A 23,524-nucleotide genomic window follows, 5' to 3' on the forward strand; every position below is an offset into this window, starting at 1 on the left:
TCCCGAAGGCGGGCCGGGCGGCGAGGCGCCGGGCACGCCGTGCGGGGCGTGCCCGGCGGCTGCCGCCGATGACGATGCGCCTTAGCGAGATGTGCTTCAGCAAGGTGTGCTTCAGCGAGATGTGCTTCGGCGAAAGGTGGAACATGCGGGCAGCGCAGATCGTGGAACCCGGCAGGCCGCCGCTGGTGGCCGACCTGCCCGTGCCCGTCGCCGGGCCCGGCGAGACGCTGGTCGAGGTCGGCGCCGCGCCCGTCACGCCGCTCGACCTGCTGTGCGCGACCGGCACGTCCTACTTCGGCAGGCCGCGCACGCCGTACGTGCCGGGCGTGCAGGGGGCCGGCGTCGCGGACGGGCGGCCGGTGTGGTTCGCGACCTCGGCCGGAATGGCCCCCGGAGACGGCAGCATGGCGCAGGTGGCGGCCGTGCCCGCGCGCGACCTCGTCGAACTGCCGGCGGAGGCCGACCCGGTCGCGGTGGCCGCGCTCGGGCTGTCGGCCGTCGCCGCGCACATGGCGCTGACCTGGCGCGGCGAGCTCGCCACCGGCGAGCAGGTGGTGGTGCTCGGGGCGGGCGGCGTCGTCGGGCAGGCCGCCGTGCGGATCGCGCGCATCGCCGGTGCCCGCAGGGTCGTCGCGGGCGCCCGCTCCCCCGCCGCCCGCGAACGGGCCCGGCAGGCGGGCGCGGACGCCGTGGTGGCGCTCGACACCGGCGACGTCGCCACGCTGGCCGCCCGCTTCGCCGAGGCCTGCGACGGGCCCGCCGACCTGGTGCTCGACCCGCTCTTCGGTCCGGCGGCGGCCGCCGCGGCCCGTGCCCTGCGCCAGGGAGGCCGGTGGGTCAACCTCGGTTCCTCTGCGGACGAGACCTGCCCCATCGAGTCCTCCACGCTGCGCGGCAGGTCGCTGCGGCTGCTGGGATACACCAACAACGAGCTGACCCCCGAGCAGCGGGCCGCCTCGATCGTCTTCGTCGCCGAGCAGGCCGCGCTCGGGCGGCTGGCCGTCGCCCACGAGACGGTTCCGCTGGAGGAGGCCGGCGCCGCGTGGCGGCGTCAGGCGGCCGGAACCGCCTCCGGCAGGATCGTCCTGATCCCCGGGGCGGCCTCCTAGGAAGTCGTGACCCGCGGATTCCTAGGAGGCCGTGACCTGCGGGACCGACTCGTAGAGCGCCCAGTCGGCGCTGATCGCCCCGGCGGTCTTCAGCAACAGCGGCAGGTGCTCCTCGGTCAGTTTCTCCAGCGAGGTCTCGGCGGCGTGGCTGTTGACGTTCACGGCCGCGATGACGGCGCCGGAGCCGTCGCGCAGCGGCGCGGCCACCGACCGGATCCCGAGGGCGAGCTGCTCGTCGGTCAGCGCCCAGCCCTTCGCCCGCACCTCGCGCAGCATGGCGTCGCGCTCCTGCGGATCGGGCCGCCAGCGCGGCTCGATGCCCGACCGGCTCGGCTCGGCCAGCACCCGCTCCAGCTCGTCCGGCGGGAGCGCGGCCAGCAGCACCTTGCCCAGGGACGTCTGCATCGCGGGGAACCGCGTTCCGATCTGCACCGACAGGGCGACGATCTTCGGCACGGCCACGCGGGCGACGTACACGATGTCGGACCCGTCGAGCTGGGCGACCGACGACGACTCGTGCGTCTGGGCGACCAGCCGTTCCAGGTGTGGCCGGGCCACCTCCCACAGGCCCATCGAGCGGACGTAGGAGACGCCGAGTTCGAGCACCCGCGGGGTCAGGGCGAAGCCGCCCTGCGCCGAGCGGGCGTATCCCAGCTCCTGCAAGGTGAGCAGGATGCGCCGCGCCGTGGGCCGGGCCAGGCCGGTCGCCGCCGCCACCTCGGTCAGGGACATGACCGGGCGCCCCGGCTGGAACGCCCTGATGACATCGAGGCCGCGCGCGAGCGCCTCGATGAAGTCAGGTCCGGTGTCGCCTCGTGCCATGAACGCCTCTTCCGCTCGAACTCGCCGAGTCAACTTTAGACCCTGCTCGCGGTTCGCTGTCCGCCTGACGGCGGTTCGCGTAGTCCGAGATGCCCAGCTTCACATCGCCGTAACGGGGCGGCAGGCGAGGACACGTCCTCGACATGACCGCCCAGCGGACTCCTGTCCGTTCGAGTGGCGCCCTGACGGCGCCATGACAGAACGGCGAGAAGTGTCTGAACGAGCCGACCTGGGCCGGCGAGGCGGCGCTCGCGGGCGGGCGACCAGGGCCGTGCCGAGCAGGCCGGCCAGGACGAGCGGGAGGGTCGAGAGGGCGAGGGCCGCTCGCGGCGGCCGGGCAGGGCGGGGCGGGGTGCGGCCCGCGCGTCAGGCGCTCCCTGCCGGCAGGGGCTCGCCCGTCTCCAGCAGGGTCTTGAGCGCGGACAGCACCTGGGGCCAGCCCTCGCCGACCATCTCCCGCACGGTGCTGCCGGGATCGAAGCCGTCGTGGACGACTGTCAGCTTGACCGTCTCCCCCACCGGCTCGATCTCGAACGTCACCCGCGACCTGCGCTCCGTCTTCAGCCTGGCGAGCACGTCCTCCCCCAAACCGACCGCCTCGGCCCACTCGGGCGTGAAGGAGTGCCAGGTGTAGGAGAGACGGCGGCCGGGTTCGGATTCGATGACGACCTGCTCGGGATCGGCGATCGCCACACCGCCCTGATGCCACGTCATCGGCGCCCCCGCTCGCCAGTCGCTGTCGAAGGACAGGCCCCAGTAGCGCCGGGTGAAGCCGGGGTCGGTCAGGGCCTGCCACAGCCGCTCAGGCGTGGTCCTGATGTAGGTGGTGTAGACGAACTCGGGGTTGCCCATCGGTTCCTGCTCCAATGCGTTCTTGAGATCGGCGAGAGCACGGGCCCGCTCGCGGTCGAACCTGCTCATCCAGCGGTCCGCGATGGCGTTGATGGGCACGGCGTTGAGGTAGTGCAGTTTCTCCCGGCCACGCCACACCGTGGTCACGAGGTCCGCCGCCTCCAACACCGCCAGGTGCTTGCTGACCGACTGCCGCGCCATGTCCAGCCCCGCGCACAGTTCACGCAGCGTCTGGCCGTTGCGGGCGTTCAGGCTGTCAAGCAACCGGCGGCGGCTGACGTCGGCCAGCGCCTTGAACACCTCGTCCATCTTCCCCATCCCGAACATGCAGCCTTGTGGCTGCATGAACCATATGCAGCCACAAGGCTGCATGTCAACGCCTCCCCCCGCCACCCGCGGGGCGCTCAGCGGACAGGGCACCGCCTCGAATTTCACTACAAAGGGGGTGAATACGGCATCAAGTGATGTTCTATCTTTATGCCGCGCTTTGGAATTAGTCGGTCATTCGCCGTCCCGGCCACCATTATTGGCGCCACCATATCCGAATCGACACAGGGCGTGACCAACCGTGTATGCACACGTCATTGGCCGGACGGCAATGGTCTTTTACGGTGAGGTTCCCGCCGTCCCGTGGAGGAATTCCGTGGAACTCGTCGGAGCGTGGTCCCGGCGCCTCGCAGAGCGTCTGACACCTCATGAGATCGATTTCGCGGCAGAGGTCGGCGCCGCCTATGCCGAAGGCGGGGAACGCCGCCGCCGTCTTTTCACCACCGGAGACGGCGGTGAAACCGGGGGATTCGCGTCCGGCGCGGGAATAGGCGAGCTCCCGGCCATTCTCGACGCGCTGCGCGCCGCCGCCGATCACCTGCACACGTTTCTCGCGGACGGAATGATCGGGAACACCCTCGCCGTGTACGCCCTCATCGAGTCGCGGCGTAGCGGCAGAACCCCTTCGCTTGAGCGAACCGCCGCCACCGGCGGCCCCTCGTCGCCTGCCCAGATGAACCCCGACCAGGGGCGCCTGCTCGACCAGGTGATCGCCGTCCTGACGGAGCGCCTGATCGCTCACGGTCTCAGCAGGGAGAGGGCCGAGCAACAGACCTACCGGCTCCTGGAGACGGTCTTCGAACCGGGCAACACACCGGAGGAGATCCAGGCGCTGCTCGCCGCTCTTCTGGCCACGTCCCCGGCGCTGCCTCTGCCGGAACACCGGCTCGGCGGGCCATCGCGTTCCTGGATGCTGCCGCCGTGGCTCTGGTTCTACCTGATCGCCTACCTTCTGGTCGGAGTGCCCGGGCTGATCGGCGACTGGATCCGCCAGGCCACCGACTACAGGACCCTGATCACGAACAGCCCTATGGGCGTCGCCCGCACGGCGGGCATCGTGCTCGGCGTCGCGAGCATCGCCCAGCTCTTCCCTGCACTGATCCTGCTCGGGGCGATGGCGAGCCTGCTGCTGCCGGGGTTCCGCGGAAGAAGAGTGGAGCGGCGGCACGATCTGAGAGTCAGCGACAACCCGGTCATCGAGGAGATGGCCGCGTTCGTACGGCGGCAGGACCCTTCCGTCGAGATCAGGTTCAGCGAGAGTAACCGCATGACGGCGCGCGTCTATCCGGTGGGCTGGAAGCAGGCGCGGATCGCCGTATTCCTCCCGCTCACCGTCCTGTGGCGGGCCGACCCCGAAGCGGCCGAGGCCGTGCTGCTGCACGAGATCGCCCACCGTCGTCAACGCGATCACCACGTCGTCGGTCTCGCGAGCCCTTTCACCTGGCTGGTGCGCGTCTGGGGCCCGATCTTTGTAGTGGTCGGGCTGCTGCCGATCACCCTGTACGTCACGCTCGGAGGCGCGGCCGGGCGCCTGCTGACCGGGCAGCTCCTCGTCCACGCCGCCGTCGTCCCGAGGATGCTGCTCCTGCCGGTCGTGGCGCTGTGGCTGGCGGAACTCGGCGCAGATCGGCTGGCGGTCCGGCAGTGTGGCGCCGACGCGCTCATCCGGGCACTGGCCCTCGAACGGACCCTTCCCGGCGGCCGGCTGAGACGTGTCAGCAGAGTGCTCACCCACCCGCCGGCCGCGTTGCGCCGAAAGGTCGCCGGGGGGCGCTTCTGCGGCCTCACGGGGCTGGCCGTGGCGTGGCCGGCGACCTTCGTCGTCCGGCTCGTGCTGGTGTCGGCCCTCGCTCTGCCCGCGTTCATGCTCACCGGTGAGGACATCGGCGCCGCGATCGCCCACGTGTTCCAGAGCATCGTCAAAGGGCTCGCCTTCGACCGGCTCCTCCTGGGCGGGAGCACGGTGCTGCTGGTCGTCTGGCCGTGGATCGTACGGACACGACACGCCGGCGATCGCAATTCTCAGTTCGCTCCCTATGCACTGGCCGCCGTCCTTCCTCTGGCGCTCTATATGACGAGTTTCATCTGAAACACGGCCCTTGATCGACGGTACGACAAGGAGGGAATTCTCCATGAGCAGAAAAGCACGGAAACGCGGATCAGCGGCTGCCGTGTCGGTGACCGCGGTGCTCGGGGCGGTGATCCCGGCCGGCCCGGCGACCGGCGCGCAGTCCGCGCTACAGATCTATCGCGGCACCGCCACCGTGGTGGTCGACTCATACGACTACTGCGGAGGTCCCCTCTCGGGCGAGCACCGGTTCATCGGCACCAGCCGATACAGGATGGCCGCGAAATTCATCACCGGCCCACCCAAGTCCGCCGCGGGCCGGGTCGAGCGCAATCCCTTCTACTGGGAGTTCTACGTGGGGAACATCGGAGCCGTCGGATCCTTCCAATTCGGCTCCGCCCACGTCGTCACCGCGTCGGCCCGCGATCTCGGCGGCAACGTACGCGACCCGAACCTCTTGCTCGGCTACTGGGTCACCGGCCGATCGGGCACCTCCTGGTCCGGCAAGCTGGTCGACAGCCATCGCGCCGAGGGGGCCACGTTCAACCACTTCTACGGAGAGAAGACCATCGTCCCTTGCCGTAATCTCGGCACGTCCCCCTTCCTCTACGCCGTCAACGCCGGGGCGACGGTATCGGGCCGAGTGAGCTCGGGGAGCGCGGCGTTCACCATCCGCGGCTCGACCTACGGCGACAACTACCGGTTCCGGATCACGTTCGGCTAACGGGAACGTTCCGGCGGGACGGGGTACGACAATCCAGGACCCCACCACGCCCGGGCGTACGGAGGTGTCGGCCTATGAAGGGACGTGTCCTGCCGGCGGCCCTGCTGACGGCCCTGCTTACGGCCGATCTGCTGGTCGGCCTGGGCGGCGCGTACGGCTCCGCCGCCTGGCCCGGGGCATCGTCTTCACCCGCCGCGCTCACCGCGCTCACCGGGCTCACCGGGCCTGCCGGCACGACACCGGCGGCCGATCACAACGACCAGGACGTCATGTTCGCCCGGATGATGATCCCGCATCATCGTCAGGCGGTGGAGATGGGTCGGCTGGCCGAGGGCCGCGCGGCGGACGCCCGGGTCGCGCGGCTCGCCCGGCGGATCGAGGCCGCGCAGGCTCCCGAGATCCGGACGATGAGCCGCTGGCTCACGGCCTGGGGCGAGCGGGTGCCCGGTGAGAGCCCCGCGCCGGGGCACCACGCCATGCCCGGAATGATGTCCCCCGAGGACATGCGGAGTCTCGCGGGGTTGTCCGGACGGGCCTTCGACCGGGCCTTCCTCACGATGATGATCCGGCACCATGAGGGCGCCGTCGCCATGGCGCGCGACGAGCTGCTCACCGGGGCCTACGAGCCGGCCCGGCGGATGGCGGCGTCCATCGTCTCCAGCCAGTCGGCCGAGATCAGGGAGATGAAGGGCCTGCTGGGTTAAGGCGGCCCGAGCCGACGACGTGCCACGGCGGTCCGCCGCTCCGGGAAGGCGGCGGGACGTCACCGTGGGGGGTCGTCGTGGGAGGTCATCGCTTGCGGTGCCGTCCGCCGGACGTCGCCGCCGCGGCCTTGAACCGGAGCCCGGTCACGGCGGTGGAGACCACCGCGAATAGCAGACCGGCCGGCAGGACGGCGTCGCCGGGCGACCACACGACGTCGAGGGACTTGCCCTGCGTGGCCGCCATGTTCCTGGTGGTGGGCGCCGCGGCGCGCTGGACGCTCGCGTTGACGGCCGCCACGGGCTGGATCGTCACCGGCGCCGTCGGCGCCACCTTGACCTTGCGCGGCAGGCCGTACCCCACGATCTTGCTCTTGTCGCGCACCTTGCGCTTCAGCCACACGCCGTCGACGTTGCCCTCGATCGTGTGGACCTTCCCGCCGGCGACCTTCTCGACGATGCCGACGTGGTCGATGTCGCCGATCTTCTTGGACCCCGACCAGTCGAAGAAGACCACGGCGCCCGGCTCGGGCTTGTCGCTCCAGGCGTGGTGCTCCTTGAACCACTTGGCGTGCCGTGTGGTCAGCGCGAACTCGCCGACGTGGCCCTGCACCCCGGCCCGGTCCGCCGCCCAGGAGACGAACATGTCGCACCAGGGGGCGGTCTTGAAGTCGGAGTCCTTGGCGATGTTGTCGGCGTACCACTCGCCGAACTTCGTGTGTTTCCCGGCTCGTTCGCGGTAGCCCAGTTCGGGGCGGACGGCGTCGAGCAGCTGTCGAGCTATCGGATCGGTGGAAATCGGAGGCTCCTCATGGCGCGCTTCGAGACATGACGGACCGGCCCGCGGGGCGTGGCGGCATGACGGCATGACCGTCCGAGGACACGGCCGCGGCGGGGCGGAATCAGAAACGGGAAATGTGGCAGCCCGTCACGGGCGCGCCATCACCCCGGAAGCCTGGAGACGTTCCAGGGCGGGCATGTGGTCCGGCGACACGACGCGGACCGGGTGGGCAGGTGGAGCCGACACTCCACGCGCTCTCCTCTCCTTGGCCGCCTACCGGGTTAGCTGACGGGTTCGGGCCAGGAGTAGCCCTACCGGATGGTCCGGATTCACCCCAAGAGACGTGGGTCCCCGGTTCCCGGGATCGATGACTTCCGGGATTCGGCGGTCGCCGGTCGTCCTCGGGTTGAGGACCGCTCACCGGCGAGACACACGGGAAGCTTAATAGATAACAAGTAAGACACGACCAAAAACCCGGCAAAGGGCATCATTCTGGCCGCCGCCGTTCCGTGCTTCCGCAGGTCCTCACCGTCGCGGGCCGCCCGCGGTGAGATGCGCCACACCGCGCCGTTCGGGCATGAGCGCCCGTCCGGCGGGGCGGGTCGAAGACGACCCGACCAGGCGCGGCCGTCCCCCGGACACGCCGTCGCGCCCGGCGGGCGGCGGTCCCCCGCCGGGCGCGAATCAGACGGCGCGAATCAGACGGCGCGCGTCAGACTTCGAGCGACATGTACAGGCGGGTGCCGGCCGGCCGGAAGCCGACGCGTTCGTAGACCCGGCGGGATCCCTCGCCGCCGTACTCCAGCCACACCGACCGTGCTCCCCTGGCGAGCATCGCCTCGGCGAGCGTGGCGGTGACCGCGGCGGCGATGCCCCGGCCACGGAAGCCGGGGCGGGTGCCGACGCCGGCGAGTTCCGACGTCTCCACGGCCGGAGCGGAGCACATGGCCGCTCCCGCGCAGCCGCCGCCGGGCGCCCGGACGAACCGGACCGCGCCGCCGCTCTCCTCCGTACGGCGCAGCCGGGCCGCGCCCTCCGGCGACGAGGCGAACTCCCCGCCGAACGCCTCCGCCAGGGCGGCGTCGATCGCCGTGTAGTCCTCGTCCGTCAACGGCGTCTCCACCGGGAGAGCGGTTCGCGGCCTCGTCAGCGTGGCCGGGATGCAGACGAGGTAGTCGTGCACCGCCTCGACGGCGAACCCCGCCTCGCGAAGCGCGGGCTCCACGGCGGGCGCGGCGTCCGGGGCGAACTCGAGCCGGGGCTTGAGCCCGCGCTCGCGGAACGCCCCGATCAGCGCCGCGACGTCCCGCCCGCCCGGCCGGGCGCCGGGCAGGGGTGTCGCGTAGTTGACGTACGGGCTGGTGGTGCCGGGCTCCACGCCGAGGACGAAGCCCCCGATCTCGACGACCTCGGGACGGCGGCGAAGGTTGGCCACGGCGAAACTCTGGACATCGATGCCCACGGTGATATCGACCTCACGAATGAAAGATGGAGCGGTTCGCCCGCCGCGCGGAGCGGAGGGTGAACTCGCATCTGAAGCCATCCCGGACGGGATGGAGAAGGTGCACAGGGCACCGTCACGTGGGGCCGCCGTGAGACGGTGAAGGCAGTGAGCCGATGACGCGGGAGGCGTATCGGTCAGTGCCGACGGCGGCCGCTGTGGGACGCCGAGAACATAGGCTTCATTCCTTCGCTGTTACTTGTGTGAAGCACGCTCACTTTCCCACGCGGTCAGTGAGCGCGCAAACCTTTATTTCCGGCCGGTCAGCGCATCGCGGGGGCGAGCATGCCGACGAGGTCGGAGGCGTCGAGAGGGCGGATCACGGCGGGGTCGAGACGGGCAGGGTGCAGGGCGTAGACCTGTGCCCCCTCGCTCACCCGCACGTCGTCCTCCAGCACCACGGCGAGACCCGCTTCCGCCGCACCGGCCTCCGCCGCGGGATCGGCCGCCTGCCGTACGCCGAGGCGGGACGCGAAGGCGGCGGCGTCCTCGCCGGGACGACGCGCGTGCCGGCTCACGGCGCCGTCGCGGTGCCGTACGACGACCTCGCGGGCGCGGGCGGCGGCGTGCCAGCAGGCGACCTCCCACAGGGTCACGCGCTCGCCGAGACCGTAGGCGTCCTCGGCGGCCGCGCCCAGACGGGCGAGTTGCTCCTCGTGTTCGTACACGTTGTGGAACCCGCCGAACGCGGACACGTTGAGGTCCACCCAGCGCATCGTGCGCGACCAGAGGTCGGCGACGAGCGGGACGAGGATCTTGGCCGGGCCGGTCAGGTCGAAGCGCTGCCGTACGGCGAGCGGGTCGAACAGGCCGTCCGGATCGTCCATGAACCCGGCGAAACCGCGGGCCAGTTCGTCGAACGGCACGTCGTTGTAACTGAACACGACGGGCACCGCGTACCGGCCGCCGGTCGCGCGCAGCGCGGCCACGTCGAGGTCCACGAACTCCGACGCGCCCAGCGGCTCGGGCGCGGAGGTCAGATCCCCGGAGTGGACGGCGGCGCTCGCGCCGAGCCGCAGGTTCGTGTAGTCGCACAGCCCGACGAACTCCCACCGCGCGTCGAACACCGCCACCGACAGGTCCAGGTCGACCACGCGATCCGCGGGCTCCGCCCAGTGCAGGAACAGCCGGATCCGCGCACCGTCCGGGAGCGGCCGGACGCTGCCGCGCGGCAGCCGTACCAGCGCGGCCGAGGCGGACCGCTCGGCCTCCGGCGCGAGCAGGTCGGCCAGCTCCTCGTCCAGGAGCGCGGTCTCGACGGGCGGCAGCGCGGCGGCCCGGCGCAGCATCTCGCCGGTCAGCACGGCGGACAGGGCGGCCACGGTCTCGGGGGCGAGCTCCTCGCGGGCGTCGGGCTCGGCCCAGATCCGCGCCGCTCCCCCGCGCGGCAGGAACATGCGGGTCCCGCCCGGTGGGGTGCGCAACTGGCCCAGGGTGGCGATCAGCACGGCCGGGGAGACGTGCGGTGCGGCGGCGCGCAGGACCTCGGCGAGGTCGGCGGCGGGCAGGCGGCGGGCGAGATCGGCGGTGCGCCGCAGCAGCTCTCCCGGCCGGCGCGCCAGCAGGGCGAGGGCCTCGCGGGGATCGGTCCGCAGCGCGGCCTCGAACCGCCCCGCGAACGTGCGGGCGCGCAGCCGTACACCGTCGAACGACAGCAGGTCCCCGTGGGCCGCCGCGCGCTCCAGCAGGACGTCCGCCATCGGTGTGCCCTTCCGCAGCGGGGTGCCGCGCAGCACGGCGAACGCCAGGGCCGCGTCCGGGTGACGCCGGTGGAACTCGTGCGGGTGCAGCACCTCCGCCATGTGCCGCCACTGCGCGGGGTAGCGGTGCAGGTCCTCGATCAGGTACGGCAGCGCCTGCCGATCCAGCGCGGCGAGGAGCGCGCGGCGCACCGGCCGGGACAGGCTCGTGCGGCGCGGGAGGCGGGCGCGCAACGCGGGGTCGCCGCCCATGAGGGCGTGGAGCAGCCGCAGCACGTCGGTCGCCGTGTCGGCGTGCCGCGTGAGCAGGGCCAGGTCGCCGTGGCGTACGGCCGCCGCCAGGACGACGGCACGGGTCTCGCGGGCCGGGATCCGCTCGGGCAGCCAGCCGGCCGACGCGGGCCAGAAGCGATCGACGATCTCGGCGACGACCGCCCTGTCCTCCGCGCGCGGCGCCGCCTGCCGGGACAGCAGCGGACCCAGCAGGTCGCGGGCCCGGGCGGCGGGGTCGTCGCACAGCCCGAGCAGGGTCAGCGTCTCCGGCACCCGGCCGCTCCACCTGACGGCCGGGGCGTAGACGTCGTCGGCCGGGCGCAGGAAGGGATCGCCGGGGTCGATCCGGCGATGGCAGATCGGGCAGGCGCTGTAGTCCGCGCCGTCCCAGCACGCACGGCAGACGAGGTGCGCGCACGGCGACACCGGATGGACGGCGGCGACCTGCCCGCACAGCACGCACGGCTGCTCCGGCCGCTGGAGCAGCACGGAGAACACCCTGCGGACGAACAGCTCCACCGTGTCGGCGGGGACCGACTCCGGGAAGCGGCGGAACAGCGGCGTGTGCACGACGCGCCCGCCCAGCTGGGCCGACAGGGCGGAGACGAGCGCGCGGCCCGCCTGCCCGAGATCCCCGGCGTCCAGCTCGGCCAGCCGGGCACGCAGCGGCACGCTCAGCACATGCCCGAGCTGGAGCAGGTCGGCCTCCAGCGCGACCAGCCCGTCGGCGACGGCGGCGAGGGGCCGTTCCCGGCGGGACGAGCGCGACGAACGGCCGGAGCCCTCGGGGCCCGGGGCGGCGGCTTCCCGCTCGACGACGGGGACGAGAAGGTCGGGGGCGACCAGCCGCTGCCGCAGCAGCAGCTCCGCCAGCCGGTCCACGGGCATCCTCCCTGTGTACGAGCGATTGGACGGGCACCGGGAAAGTGAGACGGGGCGGAGAACGGACGCACTAAAGCGATTAAAAGATCGAGAAGGAAGCACGTCCAGGAGCCGCCCCTTGACCCGACACCCTAGCCCGCCGCCCGATCTTGTGTCGTCCCATTTTCCCCGTACGCCAGGGCCGGCGACCGCGACGCCCGTGACCGCCTATGGGACGGCAACAAAAAATGCGGCCCCTTGCGGGGCCGCCCAGTTGGCCGTAACCAACTTCGTGTGGCTCCATGCTAGCTACGATCGGCCAGGTTGGCCAATGCCGGGAGGAGCTTGCGGGTGGACGTGGTCGCGTACGTCGACGGCTTCAACCTGTACCACGGGTTGAAGAGCAAGTACGGTCGCGCGTACTTGTGGCTCGATGTCGTCGAGTTGGTACGACAGCTCCGCAGGCACGATGTAGTGATCAAGGTCAGGTACTTCACCGCGATCGTCAAGGGCGAACCTGACGCGGCGCTGAGGCAGGAGACCTACCTTGCCGCCCTTGCCGCCTACCGACCGGAAGTGGAGATCATTTCGCGGCCACTTCAAGAAGAAAACCGCGCGGTGCAGAGACTGCGGTTCCCGATGGACGTGCGCCTGTGATCCTGCCCAGACATTCCACACGTACGAGGAGAAGTTGACGGATGTGGCGCTGGCGGTGGCTATGACCGTCGACGCGGCGTCCGGTTATGGCGACATGTCACTCCTCATGTCGACTGACACTGATTTCTGTCCTGCGATCGAAGCGTCGCTACAACTGGCCCCCACACGGCAGGTGATGATCGCCTGTCCGCCCGGTCGCGTTGGCCCGAAGCATGATTTCTCGGAGCAGGTGATTTCGTTTGCGATTCCCGAGAGGCATCTACGAGCATCGCTACTCCCTGAGTCCGTTCCTGGTGTAGATCGAAGAATTTACCGGCGCCCCGAAAAGTGGAGCGGCTGACATCAGCTTTGCCGCGTTCAGGATCTGGGGAGGTACTCGACGGTCCGGCGCCCGCTGCCGGGATAAATCATGATCAGAAGGTGCTGGGGCGTGCCCGCCTCCCATTCCGGCTTCCTGTAGTGCACCCGGACGCGGTAGCGGCCCTTGCCCCGGAAGGCGAGGTTGGGCAGGTCGCTCTCGCCGACCATGGGGTCCATGAGCCCGATGTGACCGGGTCGGGCTCTCGTAGCCGATCTCCACCACGCGCTCCCAGCCCTTCACCTCGACCGGAGGCCGCCGTCGGTACAGCTCCGCCGTCGGGGCAGTTGTCGAAGTCGGAGTGGGTCAGAATGATCAAATGCCCCAGGACGGCGGCGACGAGATCGCCGGCCGCCATCGACCTCAGCAGATCGTCGTCGAACGCGTCCTCCGTCTCGGAAGACTCGATCACCCCGTAGTCGGTGCCCATCCGTGTCCTCGTGACGCGTACCGGCCTGGTCAGCGGCCGGTGCCGGGCCGCGTCGCACACCCGCTGGTCCGCCGCCTCCCGCGCTTGGAATTCGGCGCCCTCGGCCGCTTTTTGTTTCCGCAGGTCCGCCTCGACCGGCGGGCAGATGGCGGCGACGAAGTACTCGTCCGAGCCGCCCTGCCGGTAGGCGTCGCACACGGCGCGCCCGTAGGCGATCAGGTCGCGGTCGGAGACGTTCCGGAAACGACCGCCCGCGCGTGCGTCGCAGAAGAACGCGACGCGCGCCAGTATGCGCCCGGCGCGGGCACGCCCCCTCCTGATGGCGGCCCAATGCAGGAGGAACGCGAGGACGATGCCGGGAAGCCCCGCGTACCACGCCAGCGGGAGGTATGCGCGGGCCGGCGCCACAGGGCCGCCGCGGAGTCGTAGAGATCGCGCGCCGGGCAGTACCCGAACGAGAACCAGGCGAAGCGGGTGTTCGTCAGGGGCAGGTCGTAGGCCAGCCCGGCCGACGACACGACCAGAGCGACGGTCCACCACCAACGCGATCTTCTCGACACGACGCGCCACGCTACCGCCCGCCGCCGGCATACGGCGGTGGTCCGTGACGCGCCGGCTCAGTCCTGGCCGGCGGGCTCCGCGCCGACCGGCTTGGGGGGCCGTTCGGGGGCGAGCGTGCGCAGGCCGACGAGGAAGATCTCCAGCGCGGTCTCGAACTGGGGGACCGTGACGGGCGGCAGGTGGGGGGCACACTCGGCGAGCCGCGGATAGCGGTCCCGGCTCTGCGCCGCGTAGACCAGCGGCGCCCCGGCGTCGCCCTCGCGCACCTCGGACGGGAGCATCACGAACGACGCCTCGAAGGCCGCCCAGGCCAGGACGTGGTCGCCGAGAGCACGCTCGTACCGCGCGGCCTCCGGCGGTTCGAAGCCTCCCTGGCGCAGCGCGTCGAGCAGCACCTCGATGGCGTTTATCTCGGACTCGCGCCGGGTCGACCTGCTGGCCGCCAGCACCGCGGCCTGGGGGTGGCCGGCGAAGGCCCGGTAGACGCGCATGGCCGCGTCCCGCACCGTGTCCAGCCAGTCCTCGCCGGGGGCGAACCCGTCCAGCGCCTCCTCGTACAGCCGGTCGGCCAGTGCCCGCACGAGGTCGTCCTTGTCCCTGAAGTGCCGGTAGACCGCCGTCGCGTCCACGCCGAGATGCCGGCCGATGTTCCGGAACGTCAGGGCGCCCGGGCCGCCGCTTTCGACGAGTTCGAGACAGGCGGCGACGATCCGCTCCTGGGAGAGCGCGACGGTACGGCGTGGGGGCATGAGCACATTCTCCTCAGTGAGACGTGACCGTCGCGACACATTCTTCACAACACGGGAAGCGTTGTCATCACCGTTGACAACGCCGTTTACGTCGTGCTTCTCTTTCCCCACCCATTCGCGGCCCGCCCTCTGCCGAGGCCGCTCAGCTGCTCTTTCGGAGGTCGCCCATGGCTTCAGCGGCGTCTCATGACGGGCTTCGGATCAAGGGAGTCACGCGCCGCTTCCCGGCGCCGGAGGGCGGGATCGTCACGGCACTCGACGACGTCTCCCTGGTGATCGAGCCCGCGGAGTTCTTCGTCCTGCTGGGCCCCTCGGGATGCGGCAAGACGACGCTCCTGCGCACGATCGCCGGTCTCGAGTACCCGGACGAGGGCGAGGTGTGGCTCGGCTCAGAGCGGCTGGACGTGCTCCCGCCGTACAAGCGCCGGGTCAACACCGTCTTCCAGAGCTACGCGCTGTTCCCCCACCTCACCGTGGCCGAGAACGTCTCCTTCGGCCTGGAGATGGAGGGGATGAGCCGCAGGCAGGCGGCCCCGCTCGTGGCCGAGGCGCTGGAACTGGTACGCCTGCCGGAGCACGGCAGGCGCAGGCCCGGCCAGCTGTCCGGCGGCCAGCAGCAGCGCGTCGCCCTCGCCCGGGCGCTCGCCAAGCGGCCCGAGGTGCTGCTGCTCGACGAGCCGCTCGCCGCGCTCGACCTCAAGCTGCGGCGCGGCATGCAGACGGAGCTGAAACGGATCCAGCAGACGACGGGGGTGACCTTCGTCTTCGTCACCCACGACCAGGAGGAGGCCATCTCGCTCGGCGACCGGCTCGCGGTGTTCCAGGAGGGCACCGTCGCGCAGATCGGCACGCCGCAGGAGGTCTACGAGCGGCCGGCCAACAGGTTCGTCGCCGACTTCATCGGCGAGACCAGCTTCCTGACCGCCGAGCGCACCGACGCAGGTTACCGGCTCAAGGGCGGGGAGGTGCTCCCCGCCGACCGTGTGAGCGGCGCGGGCGGCACGGGCGGCACGGGCGGGACGGGCGGAGGCGGAGGCGGAGGCGGAGGCGGAGGCGGAGGCGAGGTGACGATCGCCCTGCGCCCCGAACACCTGGTGGTCGGGGGTGAGGACGCCCCGCTGCACGGCGTCGTACGCGAGTCCGTCTACGTCGGCAGCGACGTTCGCGTCGGCGCCGAACTCGCCGGCGGCGAGCGCGTGGTGGTGCGGCTGCCGGTGGGCGCCGCGTTCCCCGGACCCGGACAACGGGTCGGCCTGGACGTGCTGCCTGGACGCGGCTGGGCGGTGGCCTCGTGACGCCGCTCACGCCGGGGACCGCACCGACCCCCGCAGACGATCCGGCGACGGATCCGGCAGACGACCGGGCGGCCTCGGCCGCCCCCGGGACCGCACGGGCCCGGCCAGGGCGGGCGGCCGCCTCCGGAGCCCGCCGCGTCCACCGGCCTGCCGGTCAGGGCGCCCGGTCCTCGGTGCTGCCGGGCACGCTCTTCCTGCTGGCCCTGGTCGGCGCCCCGCTGGTGGTCGTGGTCGCCTACTCGTTCATGTCGCGCGGCAGGTTCGGCGTCGGCGTCGCCGGGCCGTTCTCCGTCGACTCCTATGTCCGGCTGCTGTTCGACACGCAGCTCGACGGCACGAAGACCTTCGATCCCCGCTACATCGGCGTGTTCTGGCAGTCGATCTGGCTCGCCGCGCTCACGACCGTCTGCTGCGCCGTGCTCGCCTTCCCGATGGCGGTGTGGATGGCCACCAGGTCGCCGCGCACGCGGGCGCTGCTCGTCTTCGCCGTCACGATCCCCTTCTGGACGAACACGCTCGTGCGGACGTACGCCTGGGTGCTGATCCTCAACGACAACGGGCCGGTCAGCGACCTGCTCGGCACGCCGATCGGGCTGCTCTACACGCCGTTCGCCACCGCCGTCGGGCTGGTCTACGTGTCGCTGCCGTTCATGATCCTGCCGGTCTACTCCAGCGCGGAGAAGTTCGACTTCCGCCTGGCCGAGGCGGCCTACGATCTGGGCGCCCGGCGGCTCACCGTCCTGCGGCGCGTCGTCTACCCGGCCGTTCGGCCCGGGCTCGTCGCGGGGGTGGTGCTGGTCTTCATCCCGTCGCTCGGCGCGTTCCTCCAGCCGCAACTGCTCGGCGGCGGCAAGTCGCTGATGATCGGCAACCTCATCGAGCAGCAGTTCGGCGCCTCCCGCAACTGGCCGCTCGGCTCGGCCGTGGCGGTCGCCCTGCTGGCCCTCACCCTGCTGACCCTCATGGGGTTCGCGCTGGCGGGTCGCCGCGGCGACCAGAAGGCGAGCCTGCTGTGAACCGCGAAGCGAACCGCGAAGCGAACCGCACCCGCCGCGTCGACCTGCGGCGCTTCCCCGCCTTCGCGACGGTCTCGGTCCTGCTGCTCGTCTTCCTCTACCTCCCCCTGCTCGTCGTCGTGGCGTACGCGTTCAACACCGGCAGGATCGCCACGATCTGGGAGGGCTTCAGCCTCCACTGGTTCGGCGACGTGGTGGCCAACGCCGACATCAGGAACGCGACGACGACCTCGCTCCAGGTCGCCGCCGTCGCCACGGTCTGCTCGGTCGTGCTCGCCATCGGCATCGCCCTCGGCCTGGCCGCGCTGCGCCGTACGGCGCGGGGGGCGGTCATGCTGGTCGCCGGCGCGCCGCTGGTGCTGCCGGAGATCGTGCTCGCGGTCGCGACGCTGGCGATGTTCGCCTTCCTCGACGTGCCGCTGGGCATGACGAGCGTGACCCTCGCCCACATCGCGTTCTGCGTGCCGTTCGCGCTGCTGCCGATCCGGGCCCGGCTGGCCGACATGGACCAGCGGGTGTTCGAGGCCGCCGCCGACCTCGGCGCCTCGCCCTGGCGGGTGTTCCGCCGGGTCACCCTCCCGCTGCTGGCCCCCGGCGTCGTCGCGGGCGCGTTGATGGCCTTCATCGTCTCCCTCGACGACTTCCTGATCACCTTCTTCGTCGCCGGACCGGGCACCACCACGCTCCCGATCTACATCTACGGCATGCTCCGCGTCGGCATCACCCCGGCCGTCAACGCGCTGTCCACCCTGATCCTCCTCGTCTCCCTGCTCGTTCTCGCGGCGGCGTACTTCGCCGGCCGCAAGAGAGGCTGACCGCACATGGTTTCGAAGCACCGGCTCCTCCCCCTCACGGCCCTGCTCGGGGCGGGCGTGCTCGCGCTCGCCGCCTGCGGCGGCGGCTCGACCGGCACCGCCACGTCATCGGGCTCCGGCTCCTCCTCCGGGGGCTCGGCGGCGTTCCCCGCCAAGGGGAGCGGCGAGCTGAACCTCTACAACTGGACCGACTACATCTCCCCCGAGCTGCTCAAGCGCTTCGAGTCCGAGACCGGGATCAAGGTGCACCTGGACACCTTCGAGTCCAACGAGGGGCTGCTGGCCAAGCTGCAGGCCGGCGGCACCGGCTACGACGTGATCGTGCCGAGCGACTACATGGTGCAGCAGATGGTCCAGCTCGGCCTGCTGCAGGAGATCGACACCGCGACCTTCCCGAACGGCAAGAACATCGAGCCCGAGTTCGACGACGTGTACTTCGACCAGGGGCGCACGTTCACCGCTCCGTACATGCACGGCACCACGGGCATCGCGGTCGACGAGGCGAAGGTCGGCGGCAAGGTCACCAGCTGGGCGGAGTTCTTCAACCCGCCGGCCGGCGCGAGCGGCAACATGGGCATGCTGAACGACTCCAACGAGGTCGTCGCCGCGGCGCTGCGCGCCGTCGGCGCCAAACCGTGCAGCGAGACGCCGGCCGACTACCAGAAGGTGCAGGCGCTGCTGTCCGGGGTCAAGGGCAAGCTCAAGGTGATCAGCTCCGACGGCCAGATCGACCGGATGACGTCGGGCGAGACCACGCTGGCCATGATGTGGAACGGCGCCTTCCACCGGGCCTCGGTGAAGAACAAGGGCATCACCTGGGTCTACCCCTCGGAGGGCCTGCCGCTGTGGCAGGACAACTTCGCCGTGCCGAAGGGCGCGCACAACGTCGACAACGCCAAGATCTTCATCAACTGGATGCTCGACCCGAAGAACGCCGCCGAGGCCACCAACTTCGTGGGCTACGCCAACGCCGTCACCGGCTCGGACGCGTACATGGACAAGGATCTCGCGAAGGATCCGGCGATCAATCCGCCCGCGGACAAGGCCGCGCTCGCGCAGCCCGTGCCGCCCTGCTCCCAGACCGCCCTGGATCTTTACGACAAGGTCTGGACGGACTTCAAGAGCTGAAAGGACGACGACAGATGCACGCGGACCTGCTGTTCGTGAACGGCCACGTCTTCACCGCCGACCCCGCCGCGCCGCGAGCGCGGGCGGTGGCCGTGCGGGACGGCCGGGTCGTCGCCGTCGGCGACGACCATGACGTACGCGACCTGCGCGGGCCCGGGACCGAGGTCGTGGACCTGGCGGGCCGGCTGCTCGCGCCCGGCTTCCAGGACGCGCACGCGCACCCGGTGATGGGCGGCCTTGAACGGCTGCGCTGCGACCTGTCCGCGATCACCGACCGCCGGGGCTACCTGGACGCCGTCGCCGCCTACGCCGCCGCCCGTCCGGACGACGAGTGGATCACGGGCGGCGGCTGGTCGATGGACGCCTTCCCCGGCGGGACCCCGGTGAAGGAGGACCTCGACGCCATCGTGCCCGACCGCCCGGTGTTCCTGCCGAACCGGGACCACCACAGCGCGTGGGTGAACTCGGCGGCGCTGCGCGCGGCCGGAATCACCCGCGACACCCCCGACCCGGCCAGCGGGCGCATCGAGCGCGACGCGGCCGGCGAACCGACCGGCACCCTGCACGAGGGCGCGATGACGCTGGTCGAGCCGCACCTGTCGGAGACCTCGCACGAGGACTACGTGGAGGCCCTCCTCGTCGCCCAGGCACACCTGCACTCGCTGGGCATCACGGCGTGGCAGGACGCGATCCTCGGCGACTACGCCGGGCACCGCGACGTCACCTCCGTCTACCTCGACGTGGCCGGGTCCGGGCGGCTCACCGCCCGGGTGCGGGGCGCGCTGTGGTGGGACCGCGAGCGCGGCGCCGAGCAGATCCCCGGCCTGATCGGCCGCCGGACCGCGGAGGGCGGGTTCGCCGCCGCGAGCGTGAAGATCATGCTGGACGGCGTGGCGGAGAACTTCACGGCCGCCCTGCACGAGCCATACCTCGACGGGTGCGGCTGCCTCACGGGCAACCGCGGGATCGGCTTCGTGGACTACGCCGAACTGCCCCGCTACGTGACGGTGCTGGACGCCGAGGGCTTCCAGGTCCACTTCCACGCGATCGGCGACCGGGCGGTGACCGCCGCGCTGGACGCGGTCGCCGCCGCGCGCGCCGCCAACGGCCCGTCGGGCAACCGCCACCACGTCGCCCACATCCAGGTCGTGCGGCCGCAGGACGTCCCCCGGTTCGCCGAGGAGGGCGTCACCGCCAACATGCAGCCGTTCTGGGCCTGCCACGAGCCGCAGATGGACGAGCTGACCATTCCCTACCTGGGCGAGGAGCGGGCGGCGTGGCAGTACCCGTTCGGGGCCCTGCACCGGGCCGGCGCGCCGCTCGCCATGGGCAGCGACTGGCCGGTGAGCAGCCCCGACCCAATCTGGGGCATCCACGTCGCGGTGAACCGGGCCAGGGAGAGCGGCACCGCGCCCTTCCTCCCGGGACAGGCGCTCGACCTGGCGACCGCGCTGACCGCCTACACCGCGGGCTCGGCCAGGGTGAACCACCTCGACGAGACCGGGACCATCGCCCCGGGCATGCTCGCCGACCTGGTCGTCCTGGACCGCGACCCGTTCGCGGCGCCCGTCGAGGAGATCGCGGCGGCCCGCGCGGTGCTCACCTACGTCGCGGGACGGCAGGTGTACGCGGCCTGACCCGGTTCTGCCCCGCACTCGGGGATGGCGGCCGGAAGGCGGGGAAGGGCCGGCGAGAGGACGGCGCGACGGGATGCGCCGTCGCGCCTCCACATTGGAGGGAAGCCATGTCCCCGCTGTCCGTACTCTCGCCGCCGCCCGGGGTGTTCCTGCTGTTCGGGCAGGTCGCCGATCTGGGCTGGGTCGCCGTCAAGACACTGCTCCTGTACGCGACCGCCGTCGCCGGGCTGCGCCTCACCAAGCGCCGCATGATCGCCGAACTGTCGCCGTTCGACTTCGTCGCGGCGGTCGCGGTGGGCGCGATCGTGGGCCGCACCGCGACGGCGTCCGACACCTCGTATCTCACCGGGGCCGCCGCCCTGCTCACGGTGATCGTCGTCCACGCCGTCGTGACCCAGGTGCGGTTGCGGTCCCCGTCACCGCACTGGTTCGACCACGAGCCCCGGATCCTGGTGGACGAGGGCGAGATCCAGCGGCGGCAGCTGCGGCGGTGCGGGCTCACCGAGCCCGACCTGTACGTGATCCTGCGCCAGCACGGCGTCGCCTCGCTCTCCTCGGTCCGATACGTGATCTTCGAGCCGAAGGGGGCGGTGAGCGTCGTCACGAAGGATCACCCCGTGGGCGACGTCACCCACCAGGGGCTGCGGCGCCCGCCGCACGCGTGACGGGGTGGACACGGCGGGGCGAAGGAGCCCTCCCCCGCCGGTCACCCGCCGTACGCCGCCTGCCGAGGCACGGCGGCTACCATTCGCCGCCCGGTGCGCCGACCCCCCGCCGCGGGCGGCCGTGCTCGTGCTGCCGGTAGTTCGCGGCGAACGCCAGCGCGCCGAGGCCGAACAGGAAGATGATCGCCCCGGTGACCACGTTGTCCCAGATGGTCGCCGTGGTCGCCGGCTGGCCGCGGATCACCCACGGCGCGATGATCGTCCAGACGCCGAGCACCGGCACCACCCAGCTCATGCCGTACGTGCGGCCGAAGGCGGACGCGCAGCTCATCGCGAGCGCCGCGACCGTCAGCCCGACGATCAGGTTGTTGATCGCCAGAGCGCCGAGACCACTGAAGCCCACGATCCACGGCGAGATGGCGAGATAGACCCCGGCGAGGAACGTCACTCCGTCCATGACCTGCGCGGGAGCGGTCGATCCCGCGCGGTCGTACGTCTGGCGCAGCTCCGTCACGTCCGGGCGGCGTGCCAGACCTGGTCGCACCATGTCGCGTCACCTCTTCTCCCAGACGGGCCGGGCGAAGACCCGGACCCCTCGGTTGCATCATCCAACGCCGCAGGTGGCGGAGGGGAGGTCGCGAGATGCGCAGGAAACAGATGGACGATATCTGTCAGTCAGATGGCACCGGCGGGGCCAGCGCCTGGGCCGCGTTCACGATGGAGACGTGGCTGTACGCCTGGGGGAAGTTGCCGGCCTGACGCCCCTTGCGGACGTCGTACTCCTCCGACAGCAGGCCGACGTCGTTGCGCAGGGACAGCAGGCGCTCGAACAGGCGCCGCGACCGTTCGCGCCGGCCGAGCAGGGCGAGCGCGTGGGCGAGCCAGAAGGAGCAGGCGATGAAGACGCCCTCCCCGCCCGGCAGTTCGTCCACGTCGTCGGCCTCGGGCCGGTAGCGCAGGACGAGGCCGTCCTCCGTCAGTTCGCGGCACACGGCGTCGACGGTGCCCGCAACGCGAGGGTCGTCCAGGGGCAGGAAGCCGAGCCGGGGAATGAGCAGCAGCGCGGCGTCGAGACCCTTCGACCCGTAGAACTGGGTGAAGGTGTTGCGGCCGGGATCGTAGCCGTGCGCGCACACGTCCCGGTGGATCTCCTCGCGCAGGGCGCGCCAGCGGCGGGCGGGGCCGTCCTGGCCCCGCGTCTCGACCGAGCGGACCATGCGGTCCGCCGCCACCCAGGCGAAGATCTTGGAGTGGACGAAGTCGCGGCGCGGGCCGCGCACCTCCCACAGCCCGTTGTCGGGCTCCCGCCACGCCCCCTCCAGATACTCCATGAGCGCGCACTGCAGGTCCCACGCCTCCTCGTCCGGCCGCAGGCCCGCCTCCTTGGCCTGGTAGAGGCAGTCGATCACCTCGCCGTACACGTCGAGCTGGAACTGCCGCGAGGCGGCGTTGCCGATCCGCACCGGCCGCGAGCCCTCGTATCCCGGCAGCCAGTCGACGGTCCACTCGGGAATCTGCCTGCTGCCGTCGACCGTGTACATGATCTGCAGGTCGGCGGGGTCTCCGGCGACGGCCCGCAGCAGCCAGTCGCGCCAGGCCGTCGCCTCGTCCGCGTATCCCGCGCCCATCAGCGCCTGGAGGGTGAACGACGCGTCCCGCAGCCAGCTGTAGCGGTAGTCCCAGTTGCGCGGGCCGCCGATCTGCTCGGGCAGCGAGGTCGTGGGCGCCGCGACGATGCCGCCGGTGGGGGCGTACGTGAGGGCCTTGAGCGCGAGGAGGCTGCTGCCCACGGCCTCGCCGTACCTCCCCTGGTAGCCGCACCGGCCGAGCCACTGTTTCCACAGCCGGTCGGTGGCGGCCAGCTCCTGGCCCGCCTCCAGCCGCCGCGGCCGGCCCTGCCACGACTGCTGCCAGGTGAGCACGAACGGCACCCGGTCTCCCGCCGCGACGGTGAAGGAGGCGGTCGTCCCGCGGAGGCGGGAGTCGTGGGTGAGCTCGACGGGCGACTGGAGCCAGGCGGCGTTGGGACCGGCGACGACGGCCAGCTCTCCCTCACGATGCCGCACCCAGGGGATCACGGCGCCGTATTCGAAGCGCAGCAGCAGTTCCGTACGCATCTCCACCCGGCCCCGCACGCCTTCCACGATCCGCACGAGGTCGGGCGCCTCCCCGCGCGGCGGCATGAAGTCGAGGACCCGAACGCACCCGCCGGGCATGTCCCAGGTCGTCTCGAGGACCAGCGTGCCGTCGCGGTAGCGGCGCCCGGTGCACGTCCCCTCGCCCGCCGGGGCCAGCAGCCAGCGTCCCGCCGGGCGGCCGCCCAGGAGCGCCGCGAAGCAGGCTCCGGAGTCGAACCGCGGCAGGCACAGCCAGTCGACCGAGCCGTCGCGGCCGACCAGGGCGGCCGTGTGCATGTCGCCGATGAGCGCGTAGTCCTCGATGCGCATCGTCCTCCCCCGTTGATCCCCGGGGACTTACCCGGTCATCAGGGGAC

20 protein-coding genes and 1 riboswitch are annotated in these 23,524 nt (G+C 71.5%); of the genes, 11 read left to right on the top strand and 9 right to left on the bottom strand.

Annotated features, from left to right (window positions below):
- The first annotated feature begins 143 nt into the window (after positions 1-143).
- Positions 144-1,109, top strand: coding sequence for a quinone oxidoreductase family protein (locus FH610_RS15180; RefSeq protein WP_139575076.1), 966 nt, complete (start codon positions 144-146; stop codon positions 1,107-1,109).
- A gap of 21 nt (positions 1,110-1,130) precedes the next feature.
- Here FH610_RS15180 and FH610_RS15185 read toward each other — a convergent pair whose 3' ends face one another.
- Together FH610_RS15185 and FH610_RS15190 are read right to left on the bottom strand one after the other, a co-directional pair.
- Complete coding sequence (locus FH610_RS15185; protein ID WP_139575077.1) at positions 1,131-1,931, bottom strand: IclR family transcriptional regulator domain-containing protein; 801 nt, start codon at positions 1,929-1,931, stop codon at positions 1,131-1,133.
- Positions 1,932-2,297: 366 nt separating this feature from the next.
- A complete protein-coding gene (locus FH610_RS15190) occupies positions 2,298-3,092 on the bottom strand; it encodes an ArsR/SmtB family transcription factor (protein ID WP_139575078.1) in 795 nt (264 codons plus the stop codon).
- A 334-nt stretch (positions 3,093-3,426) separates the two neighbouring features.
- Between FH610_RS15190 and FH610_RS15195 the strand changes: the two genes are divergently transcribed.
- The 3 genes from FH610_RS15195 (at position 3,427) to FH610_RS15205 (ending at position 6,606) form a co-directional block, all read left to right on the top strand.
- The gene (locus tag FH610_RS15195) at positions 3,427-5,199 is read left to right on the top strand and encodes a M48 family metalloprotease (protein ID WP_161628008.1); all 1,773 of its coding nucleotides are present in this window, start codon (positions 3,427-3,429) and stop codon (positions 5,197-5,199) included.
- A 43-nt stretch (positions 5,200-5,242) separates the two neighbouring features.
- Positions 5,243-5,902 (top strand): hypothetical protein, encoded by a 660-nt coding sequence (locus tag FH610_RS15200; RefSeq protein ID WP_139575080.1) that lies wholly within the window; start codon positions 5,243-5,245, stop codon positions 5,900-5,902.
- A 74-nt stretch (positions 5,903-5,976) separates the two neighbouring features.
- A complete protein-coding gene (locus FH610_RS15205) occupies positions 5,977-6,606 on the top strand; it encodes a DUF305 domain-containing protein (RefSeq protein WP_139575081.1) in 630 nt (209 codons plus the stop codon).
- An 85-nt stretch (positions 6,607-6,691) separates the two neighbouring features.
- Here the strand turns inward: FH610_RS15205 and FH610_RS15210 are convergent, their stop codons facing one another.
- The 3 genes from FH610_RS15210 to FH610_RS15220 form a co-directional block, all read right to left on the bottom strand.
- Complete coding sequence (locus tag FH610_RS15210; RefSeq protein ID WP_205825788.1) at positions 6,692-7,471, bottom strand: CHAP domain-containing protein; 780 nt, start codon at positions 7,469-7,471, stop codon at positions 6,692-6,694.
- A 167-nt stretch (positions 7,472-7,638) separates the two neighbouring features.
- A riboswitch (cyclic di-AMP (ydaO/yuaA leader) is annotated at positions 7,639-7,781 on the bottom strand.
- Positions 7,782-8,096: 315 nt separating this feature from the next.
- Positions 8,097-8,819, bottom strand: coding sequence for a GNAT family N-acetyltransferase (locus tag FH610_RS15215; RefSeq protein WP_205825789.1), 723 nt, complete (start codon positions 8,817-8,819; stop codon positions 8,097-8,099).
- Between the two features lie 329 nt (positions 8,820-9,148).
- Positions 9,149-11,740, bottom strand: a complete 2,592-nt coding sequence (locus FH610_RS15220) for an MXAN_6230/SCO0854 family RING domain-containing protein (protein ID WP_139575083.1) — start codon at positions 11,738-11,740, stop codon at positions 9,149-9,151.
- A gap of 330 nt (positions 11,741-12,070) precedes the next feature.
- Between FH610_RS15220 and FH610_RS15225 the strand changes: the two genes are divergently transcribed.
- Positions 12,071-12,376 (top strand): NYN domain-containing protein, encoded by a 306-nt coding sequence (locus tag FH610_RS15225; RefSeq protein ID WP_139575084.1) that lies wholly within the window; start codon positions 12,071-12,073, stop codon positions 12,374-12,376.
- A 357-nt stretch (positions 12,377-12,733) separates the two neighbouring features.
- On the opposite strand, the gene FH610_RS15230 is transcribed toward FH610_RS15225, so the two are convergent.
- Together FH610_RS15230 and FH610_RS15235 are read right to left on the bottom strand one after the other, a co-directional pair.
- Positions 12,734-12,913 carry a hypothetical protein gene (locus tag FH610_RS15230; RefSeq protein ID WP_139575085.1) on the bottom strand — a complete coding sequence of 60 codons (180 nt, stop codon included), beginning with the start codon at positions 12,911-12,913 and terminating at the stop codon, positions 12,734-12,736.
- Positions 12,914-13,781: 868 nt separating this feature from the next.
- Positions 13,782-14,474, bottom strand: a complete 693-nt coding sequence (locus FH610_RS15235; RefSeq protein ID WP_139575086.1) for a TetR/AcrR family transcriptional regulator — start codon at positions 14,472-14,474, stop codon at positions 13,782-13,784.
- 167 nt (positions 14,475-14,641) lie between these two features.
- Between FH610_RS15235 and FH610_RS45640 the strand changes: the two genes are divergently transcribed.
- The 6 genes from FH610_RS45640 to FH610_RS15265 all read left to right on the top strand — a co-directional run bounded on the left by FH610_RS45640 (position 14,642) and on the right by FH610_RS15265 (position 21,030).
- Positions 14,642-15,769: an ABC transporter ATP-binding protein gene (locus FH610_RS45640; protein ID WP_139575087.1), complete on the top strand. Its 1,128-nt coding sequence runs from the start codon at positions 14,642-14,644 to the stop codon at positions 15,767-15,769.
- Complete coding sequence (locus tag FH610_RS15245; protein ID WP_205825790.1) at positions 15,766-16,785, top strand: ABC transporter permease; 1,020 nt, start codon at positions 15,766-15,768, stop codon at positions 16,783-16,785. Before FH610_RS45640 ends, FH610_RS15245 begins: the two co-directional genes overlap by 4 nt.
- Positions 16,782-17,600, top strand: coding sequence for an ABC transporter permease (locus FH610_RS15250; protein WP_205825791.1), 819 nt, complete (start codon positions 16,782-16,784; stop codon positions 17,598-17,600). The genes FH610_RS15245 and FH610_RS15250 overlap by 4 nt, the downstream gene beginning before the upstream one ends.
- A gap of 6 nt (positions 17,601-17,606) precedes the next feature.
- A complete protein-coding gene (locus FH610_RS15255; RefSeq protein ID WP_139575088.1) occupies positions 17,607-18,728 on the top strand; it encodes an extracellular solute-binding protein in 1,122 nt (373 codons plus the stop codon).
- 14 nt (positions 18,729-18,742) lie between these two features.
- Complete coding sequence (locus FH610_RS15260; protein WP_139575089.1) at positions 18,743-20,365, top strand: amidohydrolase; 1,623 nt, start codon at positions 18,743-18,745, stop codon at positions 20,363-20,365.
- 107 nt (positions 20,366-20,472) lie between these two features.
- Positions 20,473-21,030, top strand: a complete 558-nt coding sequence (locus FH610_RS15265) for a DUF421 domain-containing protein (RefSeq protein ID WP_139575090.1) — start codon at positions 20,473-20,475, stop codon at positions 21,028-21,030.
- A gap of 76 nt (positions 21,031-21,106) precedes the next feature.
- On the opposite strand, the gene FH610_RS15270 is transcribed toward FH610_RS15265, so the two are convergent.
- Both FH610_RS15270 and FH610_RS15275 read right to left on the bottom strand, forming a co-directional pair.
- Positions 21,107-21,577, bottom strand: coding sequence for an SPW repeat protein (locus FH610_RS15270; RefSeq protein ID WP_139575091.1), 471 nt, complete (start codon positions 21,575-21,577; stop codon positions 21,107-21,109).
- 124 nt (positions 21,578-21,701) lie between these two features.
- Positions 21,702-23,477: a glycoside hydrolase family 15 protein gene (locus FH610_RS15275; protein WP_139575092.1), complete on the bottom strand. Its 1,776-nt coding sequence runs from the start codon at positions 23,475-23,477 to the stop codon at positions 21,702-21,704.
- Positions 23,478-23,524: the final 47 nt, after the last annotated feature.

Origin of the sequence: Microbispora catharanthi (genome assembly GCF_006334915.2) — a bacterium.
Lineage (GTDB): Bacteria > Actinomycetota > Actinomycetes > Streptosporangiales > Streptosporangiaceae > Microbispora > Microbispora catharanthi.